The following is a 13210-nucleotide window of genomic DNA, read 5'->3' as shown; positions in this document are numbered from 1 at the left end:
ATTACTTAATTGCATTAACCTTTTGAATCATTTTATCAGTTAAATCATATTTAGCGTCATAAGCAAGTGCTGAATTTTTATTTAAAACCACATCCAGGTTATTTTCTTTACGCAATTGTTCAGCAATTTGCTTTACACGTGCATCAAATACCGTCCGAATCTGCTGAATCGAACTTTGAACATTACTCTGCACAGATTGTTGCAACTGATTCAATTCCTGAAATTTAGCCTGATATTGCGTAGACATCTTCTGCTTTTCAGCATCGCTCAGTTTGGTATTAGACTGAGCACGCTGCTGCAAAGCTTCCAGTTCTTTACTGAGTTGTTCAATCTTGCTGGTTTGTGGCTGAATTTTTTGTTGAAATGCCGTGTTTTGCTGTTTCAGATAAGTACTGCCTTCAACAACACGCTCCAAGTCAATCACACCAATACCAGCTGCTTGAGTTAACGGTGCAACACTTGCCAAAGCCAGGCTCATCGCCATGATCATTTTTTTCATATTCTTACTCATTCAAAAAAATTTGCTCATAAAGCCTCGCAACTTCATGAGCAAAATCTATATTCAGGATTAGCTAATAATCTTAGAAAGTACGGCCGATTTCGAACTGGATATTTTTAGTTTCATCACCGTCTTTCTTATTCAACGGATAAGCATAGCTCAGTGACAATGGGCCAATCATGGTAATCCAGGTGAAACCGGCACCAACGCTATAACGCATATTGCCTGCATCGAAACCGAAGTTATCTTTACAGTATTGGCGAGCATTATAAGTAGTACCACCTACAATAAGATTACTGTCTGGAGCAGGCACATCACAGTTGGTATCAAAAACCTGCGCACCTTCTGCAAAGATAACCGGACGAACCTGACGCGCCCAATCGCCTTTAAATGGCACTGGCAGTACTAGCTCAGTACCAAACTGAACCAATGCATTACCACCTACTTCTTCAGGTGAAGGATCCGGCTCACCTCTTTCACTAAAATATACACCATCATATTTTGGACCTAAGGTACTATTTTCATAGCCACGCACCGAACCAAAACCACCGGCATAAAAATTCTTATAGAATGGCAGGTCATTACCATAGCCCAACTTACCATAACCGCGCAGAACAAAGTCTTTACCTAACGGGAAGAAGGCCTGAGCATCATAAGTCACTTTTTGATATTCCACTTCACTACCCGGTAATGCAACTTCTGCATTAATACGATGTGACATACCATTAGTCGGGAACATCGGACGGTTTAAGGTATTATACGACCAGCCTAAATTTAAGTTATATGTTAAGAATTTACCTTCAAATTCACTTTCATAACTATTGGTGACTACACTACCCTCTGGACATGTCCATGCAGGGTCATTACCCGGATTAGCAATTGAACATGTTTGGAATGTATTGGTATCAATACTCTTCCCTCCATTCGCTTCTAGATAATCACGAACATACGTAGATACAAACTGACCTGTTGTCACTTTAGTTTGATCGATATTTAAACCAGCACTAACACTCTGGTTTTCATCAATTGGATAACCAAAGTTAATTCCACCACCAAAACTGTCCGTCACATAGTTGTTGACGTTATAGTCATCGTCTAGCTTGGTCTTGCGGTAGTACATGTTATAACCGCGACGTACACCATCAATGGTAAAGTACGGATCCATCACACTCAGGTTATAATAATCTTGGGTTTCAGAACGCGACAAGTCGATCGATACACTATTACCAGTGCCCAGGAAGTTGGTCTGACTTAAACCTGCCTGGAACGTCACACCGCCACTTTGCGAGAAACCCACTGCCAAGGTACTGGTACCTGAATGCTGTTCTTCTACTGCGACATTTAGATCGACCTGATCCGGTGAACCCGGAATACGTGCAGGCTTGATATCGACTGTTTTAAAGAACCCGGTACGTTCCAGACGGACTTTAGACAAGTCAATTTTTTCATTACTGGCTAAAGCACCTTCCATCTGGCGCATTTCACGACGCAACACTTCATCTGCAGTTTTGGTATTACCGGTAAAATTAATACGTCGTACTGTAACTTGCTGACCCGGATTGATATAGTAATTTAAATCAACCTGTTTGGTTTCATTATTAATTTGAGGAACAATATTCACTTCTGCATAATAATAACCAGCATTACCATATTTACGCTGTAATAGCTGCTTAACCACATTTACTTTTTCTTGCGAATAAGTTTCACCTTCTTTAAACAGCTGTAAGGCTTGCAATTCTTCAGTCTGATAAAGTGCATCACCTAAATATTTGGTTTGACCAAATTTAAATTGTTCGCCTTCATCTACAGACACTTCAATAAAGACATTCTTTTTATCTTCACTCAAGTTCAAACTGGAATTGGTAATATTAAAGTTAATATAACCCTGGTTCAGATACATAGCACGCAATGCTTCAAGGCTTGCAGCCATTTTTTCACGTGCATAACGGTCATTACGTGAAATCACCGAGTTCCAGCTACTTTCTTTAACAGCAAATGCCTGTTTAATATCTGATTCTTTGAAAACAGTATTGCCAATGATATTGATATCAAAAACTTTTGCGGCTTTACCTTCAATAAAATCAATCTGCAATTCAACCCGGTTATTCGGTCTTGCTGTCGTCGTGACTGTAACATCTGCATCATAGCGACCTTGCTGCATGTATTGCTGCTCAAGCTCGGTTTCGACTGTCTGTAAAGCAGATTTTTTCAGCACTTCACCTTCAGCCAGACCCATTTTTTTCAGGCCATCTTCAAGTGCTTCCTTTGGAATCAGCTTATTGCCTTTCAGTTCGATTTTCGAAATGACTGGGCGCTCTACCACCTGAAAAACTAGAGTATTGCCTTGCTGAACAGCTTTGATGTCATCAAATAAGCCTGATGCATATAAACTGCGAATTGCATTGGCAATGACCGGATCATTGACCCGATCACCACTGTTAATTGGCACGAGGCCATATACATTCTCAGGAGTTAAACGCACTAATCCATCAAATTTTATATCTTGTACAATGAATTCATCTGCTGCATATACTTGTTGTGCTACTGCCATTGCACTAACGAGTGCCAGAGGCATAAATAAATGTGTGTGCTGCATGCCAGTCTTTTCCGCTGTTAATTTATTCCATCTACGTTGTTATAAACGCATAAAATCATTAAATAATGCCAGAAGCATCATACTGCCGAGCAGTACCATACCAATTTTTAGTCCAACCAATTGTATTTGTTCGGAAACAGGTTTACCACGAATTAATTCAACAAAATAGTAAACCAGATGTCCGCCATCAAGCATTGGAATCGGCAGTAGATTTAATATTCCTAAACTTACACTCATTAGCGCCATAAAGGAAATAAAAGTTTCCCAACCCATTTCTGCGCTTTGTCCTGCGACTTTGGCAATGGTGATCGGTCCAGATAAGTTATCCAGTCCAATCATGCCACGTACCATTTTGACAATCGAGTTCAGAATCATCGAAGATAAGTGCACCGTTTTATCAAATGCCATCACCAGTGCTTCAGCTGGATTGTAGTGAATGGTCTGCTTATATTCTGCGGGAATCGAGATTTCACCCGGATCACTTTGTACACCGAGCATACCCGTGACATTGCCCATATTGTCACGCTTGCCCTGTGGCATCACTTCAAGTTGCACCATCTGGTTTTCGCGCAATACATCCATCTTCAGTAATTTTTCTGGTGATGCCTGTACGATTTGTACCACATCAAACCAGTCTTTCATCTGGACACCATCAATGGCCAGAATTTTGTCACCTTGCTTCAGGCCTTGGCGAATTGCTGCACCATCTTCAGTCAGCTTGCTAATCACAGCCGGAATTTCCGGTCGATAAGGCAAGAAGCCCAGACTGTCTAACGGAGATTGACTCTGGTCTTTTAAATAGTCCCGAATCGGTAACTGGAACAGCTTGTTTTCCCCGGCACGTTCTGCCTGAATAGACACTACACCGGTTTCACCCACACGATCCACCAGCGCATAACTCAGTTTTTCCCAGGTTTCGACTGGAGTCCCGTCCACAGCAACAATTTTGTCACCCGGCTGCATTTGTACTGTTGCAGCCGGCGTATCTGGTAAAACTTTACCAACGCGGGTATTCAGCTGCTCTTGTGCCGGTAAAAACAGCACCCAGAATAACAGCACCGCAAGAATGAGGTTGATCAATGGTCCCGCTGCCACAATGGCAATCCGTTTCCAGGGATGCTGACGGTTAAATGCTTTGGGCAAGTCTTCTTCAGCAACATTGCCTTCACGTTCATCCAGCATTTTCACATAACCGCCTAAAGGTAAGGCGGATAGCTGATATTGAATGCCGGATTTTTTTGAGGTCCACTTTAACAGCGTTGGTCCAAAACCAATCGAATACACCAACACTTTAACGCCCAGTTTACGCGCCACAATATAGTGACCAAACTCATGAATTGCAATTAAGGGACCGAGTAACAGGATTGCGGCTGCAATAATAAACAAGGCGTTCATGTCTTAACTTCCTTTATTCACAACATACTGCTGTGATAAACCTCGTGCCATTTGATCTGCCTGCAAGATAGCCTCCAGATCATTTGCCGGCTGATTGTCCATCTGATTCAGGACATGTTCAACCACTTGAGGAATTTGGGTAAACCTAATTTGCTGATGTAAAAATGCGTCAACTGCAATTTCATTGGCCGCATTTAAAATCGTGGGTGCAATTCCGCCGCTCTGCATCGCCTGACGCGCCAACTTTAATGCAGGAAAACGAATCACATCCGGTTCCTGAAAGTTAAGCTGCGAGTGCATAAACAGATCTAAGGGTGGTACATGCGTACTGATTCGCTCAGGCCATGCCAATGCATGTGCAATAGGTGTGCCCATATCCGGATTACCCATTTGTGCCAAAGTTGAACCATCAACGTATTGAACCATGGAGTGAATAATACTCTGTGGATGCACCACGACTGTAACAAATTGTTCTTGAACTGCAAACAAATGACAGGCTTCGATCAATTCCAGACCTTTATTCATTAAAGTCGCTGAATCGACCGAAATTTTTTGGCCCATTGACCAGTTGGGATGCTTGCAGGCCTGTGCAGGCGTCACATCTTCAAGCTGTTGTAGACTATGATTGAGAAACGGCCCACCAGATGCAGTTAACAAAATTTGCGAGACACCCAGCTTGGGCTTGCCATGACGCTCTGCCTCAAAATAGTGCTGTGGTAAACACTGGAAAATCGCATTGTGTTCGGAATCCACCGGAAGCAACAATGCACCATGATCGCGTGCAGCCTGCATCATGACGTCACCGGACATCACCAAAGCTTCTTTATTGGCCAACAGTACGCGCTTGCCTGCTTTTACTGCAGCCAGTGTCGGCAACAATCCGGCAGCACCGACAATGGCAGCCATGACAATATCGACATCCGCATGTTCAGCCACAGCAATTAAACCGGCTTCATCTTGCAGAATTTCAATATCAGCCAGACCATGTTGCTGAAGGAGTTTTGAAAACTCCTCCACTTTTGCCGCAGGCACCACCGCCACTTTAGGGCGATATTGCTGGCAAATCTTGACCAGCTCATCAATACGACTTTGCGCGGTTACAGCAAAAACCGAGTACGCTTCAGGATGTCGCTGCAAGATTTTTAAAGTACTTTGACCAATAGAACCTGTAGCACCCAGTATACAAACCGCTTGTGACATTTATAAATCTACACCAATAAGTTTTAGAACAGCAATACCTGCCGCAAAGATTGGAGCTGCAGCAAGCAAAGAATCAATACGATCCAGCACCCCACCATGACCCGGTAAAATACGGCCCGAGTCTTTAATACCGGCACGTCGTTTGATCATGGATTCAAACAGATCTCCCAGTACTGAACTGAAGACCGTGATCACCGATAAGATCAGGAATAAAATAAGTTCTGGCCAGGTCATCTCCAGATAAAGCAAAGCAACTGCAATCACAATCAGCATTGAGGTGACCACACCACCATACAGCCCTTCTACAGATTTGTTTGGGCTGACATTTGGTGCAAGTTTTTTCCTACCGAATTTACGGCCAACAAAATACGCACCGCTGTCTGCGCCCCATACCAGTAAAAACAGGTACATCAACCACCACGGTGAACTTTGCCAAACCGAGAAAATTGCAGTGACGGCAGCAGAAATCAGCACTACACCAATGCCATTTAGGCTTGCGTTGTACCAGCCGTCATACTCAGGATAAGACTTGACCCAGTAAATACTGAGTAACCAGGTAATAATAGAAGCCACCCATAACAACAAAGCGACTTCAGCAAAATACAATGCCAATGCTGATAGAGCCGCGGTCAGCAACCCATATCCCCATGCAACGGGCTTGATGACCTGCTTAAATTTTCGCGGCATGAGTTTAAACCACTCATAACCGGCAACCCCGGCAGCAAGAACCATCAATACAAACATTGGATAATATGATTCAGTAGCAAACATACAGCTCAGTACAACTGCTACCAACACCAATGCGGTTATAATCCGCTCAAACATGTATTAATTCTCAAGTTTTTCCTGATGAACCTGTTCTGATGTTTTACCGAAACGACGTTCACGCCCACCAAATACGGCAAGTGCATCATCAAGTTCTTCAACGGTAAATTCTGGCCACAGCGTCTCAGTGAAATAAAGCTCTGCATAGGCTGCCTGCCATAACAGAAAATTCGACAGACGGAAATCTCCGCCAGTACGAATCAGCAGATCAACTGCTGGTAAGTCACCGAGGCTGACATATTGACCAAATACATCAGTATCAATTGCATCAAGATCTAATTTATTTGTTAAAACATCACTGGCAATTTGCTTTGCAGCTTGTGCCATATCCCACATACCGCCATAACTGATTGCAATAGTGAGTGTCATACTATTGAAATTAGCAGTCCTTTGTTCGGCTTGCAACATGAGTCCCTGCAATTCAGCGGACAAACGGCTGCGATCACCGATAAAACGTAAGGCAATATTGAATTTTTCCATGCGGGGGAGTTGCTCATGAATCGTGTCAAGCAGGAGTTTCATGAGCAATTCGACTTCAAACTGTGGACGATTCCAGTTTTCACTGGAAAAGGCAAAAACAGTTAAAGCCTGGATATTTTTTTTTCTACAGTGTTCTACAATCGGATCCAGAACCGTTTTTCCTTCACGGTGTCCATCACCTTTCTGCATCTGATTTTTTTTGGCGAAACGATTGTTGCCATCCATAATGATGGCAACATGTTTCGGAAGACAGGGGTTTTCTTCAGCAGCGGTCATCGATGAATTAGACCTTCATCAATTCAGCTTCTTTCGCAGCCAAGCGTTTGTCAACTTCAGCAACAAATTTGTCGGTAATTTTCTGGATTTCGTCAGCAGCACGACGCTCTTCATCTTCAGAAATTTCTTTTTCCTTCAATAAGGCTTTGATATCACCCAATACATCACGGCGAATGTTACGAATTGCCACTTTTGCATTTTCTGCTTCAGTACGGGCAACTTTCTGCATGTCACGACGTGTTTCTTCAGTGAGTGCTGCCATAGGTACACGGATCGCATCTGCTGAAATCGGGTTAAGACCCAAGTCAGATTCACGAATCGCTTTATCAATTGCAGCCACCATTGAACGTTCAAACGGTTGAACCAACAGGGTACGTGAATCTTCAACACCAACGTTTGCCACCTGGTTCAATGGAACGTCTGAACCATAGTAAGAAACCATCACATTATTTAAAATAGATGGATGCGCGCGACCGGTACGAACTTTTGCAAAACCATGCTCTAGAGATTCTAGAGTTTTGTTCATACGGTCTTCGCTGTCTTTTTTAAGATCGTTAATCATATGATCTTCCTTACTTAATTCTAAAAAAGTTAATTGCTAAATTAGCGCGTAGTATAAAGTGCTTTGGTGCTCACGTCATTAATTGGTAACGTGAGTCCCTTCTTTTTCGCCCATCACCACTGAAAGTAATGCGCCAGATTTATTCATATCGAATACTTGTAGCGGCACATTGTGGTCACGACATAAACAGATCGCAGTTAAGTCCATGACACCCAGCTTTTCATCCAGCACCTGATCAAAGGTTAAAGTGTCATATTTAACCGCATCGTCATATTTGCTTGGATCTTTGTTATATACGCCATCGACTTTAGTGGCTTTCAAAATCAAATCTGATTCGATTTCAATACCACGCAAACATGCTGCGGTATCTGTGGTAAAGAATGGATTACCTGTACCTGCCACGAATACACACACTTCACCCTGAGTCAGGTGACGGATCGCATCACGGCTCGAGTAAGACTCAACCACTGCACCAATTGGCAGTGCAGACATCAAACGGGTTTTAATATTACGGCGCACCAAAGCGTCGCGTAGTGCCAGACCGTTCATCACGGTTGCCAGCATACCCATCTGGTCGCCAGTGACCCGGCCAACCAGACCGTCTTTTTGCAGCTGGCTACCGCGGTACAGGTTACCACCACCGACCACGATACCTACTTGTACGCCTAAACCCACAAGGTGCGCAATAGAAAGCGACATCTGGTCGAGCACTTGTGCATCGATTCCCATGTCTTTATTGCCTGCCAGCGCTTCACCAGAAAGCTTTAACAGAATGCGACCAAAGCGTGGCTTTTTAGAATCCAACATCATCAAACTCCAAAGTATTCAATTTAAATTTTTTTAATTCAAAATTTTAAGCAGATTTGACTGAAATGAGTTTTGCATACAGATCGTACTCGTCTGCATCGGTAATCTCGACTTCAAGCAAATCCCCTGCCTTAATGACGCTTTTATCGATATCTTCCACAAAAACATTGCCATCAATTTCAGGTGCATCTGCATAAGAACGCGCAACTGCCACCGGGAATTCTTCTTCCAGATCATCTACCAGCACGGTCATGGTCTGACCAATACGTTTTTGGAGTTTGGCTGCCGAGATTTCTTGCTGAACCTGCATGAAACGCTCATAACGCTCTTGTTTAATTTCTTCAGGAACGTGGTCTGGCAAATCGTTTGCTGTCGCACCTTCAACTGGTGAATAGGTAAAGCAACCTACACGATCCAATTGAGCTTGTTTCAGCCAATCGAGCAGCATCTGGAAGTCTTCTTCGGTTTCACCCGGGAAGCCCACCACAAATGTTGAACGGATAACCAGATCAGGACATTTTTCACGCCAGATATTCAATCGCTCCAGTGTGTTTTCACTGTGCGCAGGACGTTTCATCAGCTTGAGAATTTTTGGACTCGCATGCTGAAATGGAATATCCAGATAAGGCAGGATTTTGCCTTGAGCCATCAGGTCAATCACGGCATCGACATGCGGATATGGATAAACATAGTGCAAACGCACCCAGATTCCCAACTGACCGAGTGCTTCACACATGTCATAGAATTTGGTTTTCACCGGCTGGCCGTTCCAGAAATCCAGCTTGTATTTGGTGTCCAGACCGTAAGCAGAAGTATCCTGGGAGATAACGAGTACTTCTTTAACACCGGCACGTTTCAGCGCTGCGGCTTCTTCAAGCACAGAACCAACTGGACGGGAGACCAAATCACCACGCATGCTTGGAATAATACAGAAAGTACAACGATGGTTGCAGCCTTCCGATATTTTCAAATAGGCATAATGTTTAGGTGTTAGGCGGATACCTTGCTCTGGAACTAAATCAATAAATGGATTGTGTTTTGGCGGTTCAGGCACGTATTGATGAACCGCATCCATAACATCTTTATATGCCGCTGCACCTGTCACTTTCAGGACATTCGGATGCATCTGGCGAATCTTGTCTTCGTCTTTACCTAGACAGCCTGTTACGATGACGCGACCATTCGCGCTCATCGCCTCACCAATCGCGTCTAGCGATTCTTGCACTGCGGATTCAATGAAACCACAGGTATTTACTACAACTAAATCAGCACCGTCATAATCCGAAGCGACGTCATAACCTTCAGTCTTTAACTGGGTTAAAATACGTTCAGAATCTACCAATGCCTTAGGACAACCTAAAGATACAAAACCGACTTTGGGGGACTTCATGAATTTTCGCTCTACTAGAATGCGCGTATTGTATGTCTTTTCGCATCATAAAAATAGTTGAAAACCTGACTCTTTGCATCACGCACTAAAATAACGCCATAAAATATACAACATATTTGCGCGCGCACCAAAATAGAACATTTTAGATTTACAGCCTCAATTTAATCCGCTATACCTAAGATGAATTGTGTCGCTGTGGCACATTTCTGCATTTCATCGCAATAAATAAGCTTTAGTCATAAAAGTTGGCGTGCATCTTGCATCAAATCAGAACTTAAAATTGATTAAATTGCTTTATGAAGATGCCATTGCGCCATTTTAATACAGGAAAAAAACCGCGAATGGATCAGCTTATTCCGATCGACTATCGTGTTTTAGTGGACAATATGACCACGTGTATCTTATTGGTAGACCGCGATCTTAATATTTATTATCTCAACTCTGCCTGCGAAGCCTTATTTGATGTGAGCTTATTTCGCGCCAGTGGAAGTCCAGCACTGGGTCTTCTGCAACATCCGACCGATGAGTTTAATACTGAAGAAGCGCTGAACAACACTTTAACTACAGGCCAACCTTATACGCGCCGTGAAGCCACACTGATTGTCAACTTTAAGGACATTCATGTCGATTACACGGTTTCTCAACTAAATCTGGGTAAGCCCTATCACCCACTGTTGTTAATCGAGCTCAATCCTCGTGACCGTATGCTTAAAATTTCGCGTGAAGAAAACCTGATTCAGCAACATCAAGTGGCTCGCCAGCTGATTCGCGGTGTCGCGCACGAAATCAAGAACCCACTCGGCGGAATTCGGGGGGCAACACAACTTCTGGCTCGCAGTCTGAATGATCCACAATACAAAGAATTTACCGATATTATTATTAGTGAAGTCGATCGACTCCGAAATCTGGCCGACACCATGCTCGGTTCACGCCAACTGCCAAGCTATGAGCTGGTAAATGTACATGAGCCACTTGAGCGGGTGCGCTCACTCATCGCCAATCAAAGCAAAAAGAAAATCAAGATTATTCGGGATTATGACCTGTCCTTACCTGAAGTGCTGGCAGACCGTGATCAACTGATTCAGGTGATCTTGAATATTTGCGCCAATGCAGTACAGGCCATGACCGAGAACAAAGAGTTTTTTGTCGATCACCAGCCTGAACTGGTTTTAAGAACCCGGATTCAGCGCCTATTTACCATTAACGGGGCAATTCATCGCTCTGTGGTACGCATTGATATTGAAGACAATGGCCCTGGGGTCCCCGAAGACATTATCGAATCTGTGTTTTATCCACTGGTCACCAGTCGCGCCAAAGGTACCGGACTGGGTCTCAGTATTGCTCAAAATATTATTCATCAGCATAACGGCATGATTGAATGTCAGTCCGTGGCTGGAAAAACCGTGTTTAGCTTATATTTACCTTGGGAGTCGAATCATGTCGCGAAATAAAATATGGGTGATTGATGACGATCGTGCCATGCGCTGGGTACTGGAAAAAACCTTTAAAGAAGAAGGCTTGGACGTGACCAGCTTTGAAGAAGCACAATCCGCACTAGATCAACTCAGTGTTGATGCACCAGATGTGATTCTGACCGATATCCGTATGCCGGGGATTGATGGACTCACCTTCTTGGGTAAGGTCAAACACAATTATCCTGACCTGCCTGTGATTATTATGACGGCGCATTCAGACCTAGAGTCTGCTGTATCAAGTTATCAAACTGGTGCTTTTGAATATCTGCCAAAGCCTTTTGATATTGATGAAGCGCTGGCACTGGTCAATCGTGCGATTTTGCATATTACCAAGCTGCAACAACAAGAATCAGCAAAAGTTGCCCCGCCGATTCAATCGACTGAAATTATCGGTGAATCTCCCGCCATGCAGGAAGTGTTTCGCGCCATCGGCCGTTTAGCGCAATCGCATATTACTGTACTCATTAATGGTGAGTCCGGTACAGGGAAAGAATTGGTGGCACATGCCTTGCACCGCCATTCACCGCGTAGTGCAAAGCCCTTTATTGCCCTGAATATGGCAGCCATTCCCAAAGACCTGATCGAAACCGAACTTTTTGGTCACGAAAAAGGTGCATTTACCGGTGCCAATACCCAGCGTCAAGGTCGTTTTGAACAGGCCAACGGCGGCACGCTGTTTCTGGATGAAATTGGCGACATGCCTTTTGAAACCCAAACCCGTTTATTGCGTGTTTTGGCCGATGGCGAGTTTTATCGTGTCGGTGGTCATATTCCCGTCAAGGTTGATGTGCGGATTGTGGCTGCCACACATCAGGATCTGGAAAAACTGGTACATGACGGCCGTTTCCGTGAAGACTTGTATCACCGCCTGAATGTGATTCGGATTCACATTCCAAAACTGGCACATCGCAGTGAAGACATTCCGATGCTGGCGCAGCACTTCCTGGCACGTGCTGGTAAAGAACTCGGCGTTAATCCCAAAATTCTGCGTCCTGAAACCCAGGAATATATGCAAAAACTGCCGTGGCAAGGCAACGTACGCCAGCTTGAAAATACCTGTCGCTGGCTAACCGTGATGATCACGGGTCGTGAAGTCTATCCAGAAGACCTACCACCTGAACTGAAACAAATTCCAATTCAAGATTTGGATTTAGGCTCACCAATTCCAAACTTAAACCAAGTGGGTCCACAGCACTGGGATGAATTGCTGGGTCAATGGGCCATGCAAAAACTCAAAAATGGCGAGATGAAACTTCTGGATGTCGCTACACCGATGTTTGAGCGCACCCTGATTAATGCTGCACTACAACAAACCCGTGGTCGCAAACGTCATGCAGCTGAACTTTTGGGCTGGGGCCGTAACACGCTGACCCGCAAGCTCAAAGAACTCGGTATGGATACGACCGATGATGAGGTAGAAGAAGAAATCGAAAGTCCAAGCTAATCTATAAAAGCACCTTCGGGTTACTGCTCTCTCACAATTGAATTTCAGGTATTTGATTTGTGAGTGTGGCAAGGATGCCACACATTCCCCATCATGACAGAATGTAGTGTATGGGGAATAAAGACTTTTGCCTACTTTTGGTCTGTCAAAAGTAGGATTTAGCCTACACAAAGTCATTTAAATTTTTCAAAGAAAAGACAAGGCTGTGGAAAATTAAATATATAAAAATATCAAATATTTAAGCACATGGTGTCATCATAT

The 13210-nt window shown here is 43.8% G+C and carries 11 protein-coding genes; 2 read left to right on the top strand and 9 right to left on the bottom strand.

Going from position 1 to position 13210, the window contains the following annotated elements; genetic code table 11:
• Position 1 precedes the first annotated feature (1 nt).
• The 9 genes from CWI32_RS07475 to rimO all read right to left on the bottom strand — a co-directional run bounded on the left by CWI32_RS07475 (position 2) and on the right by rimO (position 10030).
• Entirely contained in the window at positions 2–499 is a 498-nt protein-coding gene (locus CWI32_RS07475; protein WP_005171235.1) for an OmpH/Skp family outer membrane protein, read from the bottom strand.
• A gap of 82 nt (positions 500–581) precedes the next feature.
• A complete protein-coding gene (gene bamA, locus CWI32_RS07470; RefSeq protein ID WP_378272891.1) occupies positions 582–3050 on the bottom strand; it encodes an outer membrane protein assembly factor BamA in 2469 nt (822 codons plus the stop codon).
• Between the two features lie 84 nt (positions 3051–3134).
• Complete coding sequence (gene rseP / locus CWI32_RS07465) at positions 3135–4490, bottom strand: RIP metalloprotease RseP (protein ID WP_100534994.1); 1356 nt, start codon at positions 4488–4490, stop codon at positions 3135–3137.
• 3 nt (positions 4491–4493) lie between these two features.
• Positions 4494–5690, bottom strand: a complete 1197-nt coding sequence (gene ispC, locus CWI32_RS07460) for a 1-deoxy-D-xylulose-5-phosphate reductoisomerase (RefSeq protein ID WP_100534993.1) — start codon at positions 5688–5690, stop codon at positions 4494–4496.
• The gene (locus CWI32_RS07455; protein ID WP_100534992.1) at positions 5691–6515 is read right to left on the bottom strand and encodes a phosphatidate cytidylyltransferase; all 825 of its coding nucleotides are present in this window, start codon (positions 6513–6515) and stop codon (positions 5691–5693) included.
• Between the two features lie 3 nt (positions 6516–6518).
• On the bottom strand, positions 6519–7271 hold the full coding sequence (uppS, locus tag CWI32_RS07450; RefSeq protein ID WP_100534991.1) for a polyprenyl diphosphate synthase: 753 nt from the start codon (positions 7269–7271) through the stop codon (positions 6519–6521).
• Between the two features lie 7 nt (positions 7272–7278).
• The gene (frr, locus tag CWI32_RS07445) at positions 7279–7833 is read right to left on the bottom strand and encodes a ribosome recycling factor (RefSeq protein WP_005096705.1); all 555 of its coding nucleotides are present in this window, start codon (positions 7831–7833) and stop codon (positions 7279–7281) included.
• A 78-nt stretch (positions 7834–7911) separates the two neighbouring features.
• The gene (gene pyrH / locus CWI32_RS07440) at positions 7912–8640 is read right to left on the bottom strand and encodes a UMP kinase (protein WP_004279886.1); all 729 of its coding nucleotides are present in this window, start codon (positions 8638–8640) and stop codon (positions 7912–7914) included.
• Between the two features lie 46 nt (positions 8641–8686).
• Positions 8687–10030 carry a 30S ribosomal protein S12 methylthiotransferase RimO gene (rimO, locus tag CWI32_RS07435; protein ID WP_005096703.1) on the bottom strand — a complete coding sequence of 448 codons (1344 nt, stop codon included), beginning with the start codon at positions 10028–10030 and terminating at the stop codon, positions 8687–8689.
• 341 nt (positions 10031–10371) lie between these two features.
• Between rimO and glnL the strand changes: the two genes are divergently transcribed.
• Entirely contained in the window at positions 10372–11481 is a 1110-nt protein-coding gene (gene glnL / locus CWI32_RS07430) for a nitrogen regulation protein NR(II) (RefSeq protein ID WP_005096702.1), read from the top strand.
• The gene (gene glnG, locus CWI32_RS07425) at positions 11468–12949 is read left to right on the top strand and encodes a nitrogen regulation protein NR(I) (protein ID WP_100534990.1); all 1482 of its coding nucleotides are present in this window, start codon (positions 11468–11470) and stop codon (positions 12947–12949) included. Before glnL ends, glnG begins: the two co-directional genes overlap by 14 nt.
• The last annotated feature ends 261 nt before the right edge of the window (positions 12950–13210 follow it).

Source organism: Acinetobacter pseudolwoffii (assembly GCF_002803605.1).
Classification (GTDB): domain Bacteria; phylum Pseudomonadota; class Gammaproteobacteria; order Pseudomonadales; family Moraxellaceae; genus Acinetobacter; species Acinetobacter pseudolwoffii.
Note: the sequence above shows the minus strand (reverse complement) of the source record. Positions and strands in the feature narration are given on the sequence as shown.

Excerpts from the sequence above, each read along its gene's own strand:
- CWI32_RS07475 (WP_005171235.1), bottom strand. The coding sequence starts at position 499 with ATGAAAAAAATGATCATGGCGATGAGCCTGGCTTTGGCAAGTGTTGCA.
- bamA (WP_378272891.1), bottom strand. The coding sequence starts at position 3,050 with ATGGCAGTAGCACAACAAGTATATGCAGCAGATGAATTCATTGTACAA.
- rseP (WP_100534994.1), bottom strand. The coding sequence starts at position 4,490 with ATGAACGCCTTGTTTATTATTGCAGCCGCAATCCTGTTACTCGGTCCC.
- ispC (WP_100534993.1), bottom strand. The coding sequence starts at position 5,690 with ATGTCACAAGCGGTTTGTATACTGGGTGCTACAGGTTCTATTGGTCAA.
- CWI32_RS07455 (WP_100534992.1), bottom strand. The coding sequence starts at position 6,515 with ATGTTTGAGCGGATTATAACCGCATTGGTGTTGGTAGCAGTTGTACTG.
- uppS (WP_100534991.1), bottom strand. The coding sequence starts at position 7,271 with ATGACCGCTGCTGAAGAAAACCCCTGTCTTCCGAAACATGTTGCCATC.
- frr (WP_005096705.1), bottom strand. The coding sequence starts at position 7,833 with ATGATTAACGATCTTAAAAAAGACAGCGAAGACCGTATGAACAAAACT.
- pyrH (WP_004279886.1), bottom strand. The coding sequence starts at position 8,640 with ATGTTGGATTCTAAAAAGCCACGCTTTGGTCGCATTCTGTTAAAGCTT.
- rimO (WP_005096703.1), bottom strand. The coding sequence starts at position 10,030 with ATGAAGTCCCCCAAAGTCGGTTTTGTATCTTTAGGTTGTCCTAAGGCA.
- glnL (WP_005096702.1), top strand. The coding sequence starts at position 10,372 with ATGGATCAGCTTATTCCGATCGACTATCGTGTTTTAGTGGACAATATG.
- glnG (WP_100534990.1), top strand. The coding sequence starts at position 11,468 with ATGTCGCGAAATAAAATATGGGTGATTGATGACGATCGTGCCATGCGC.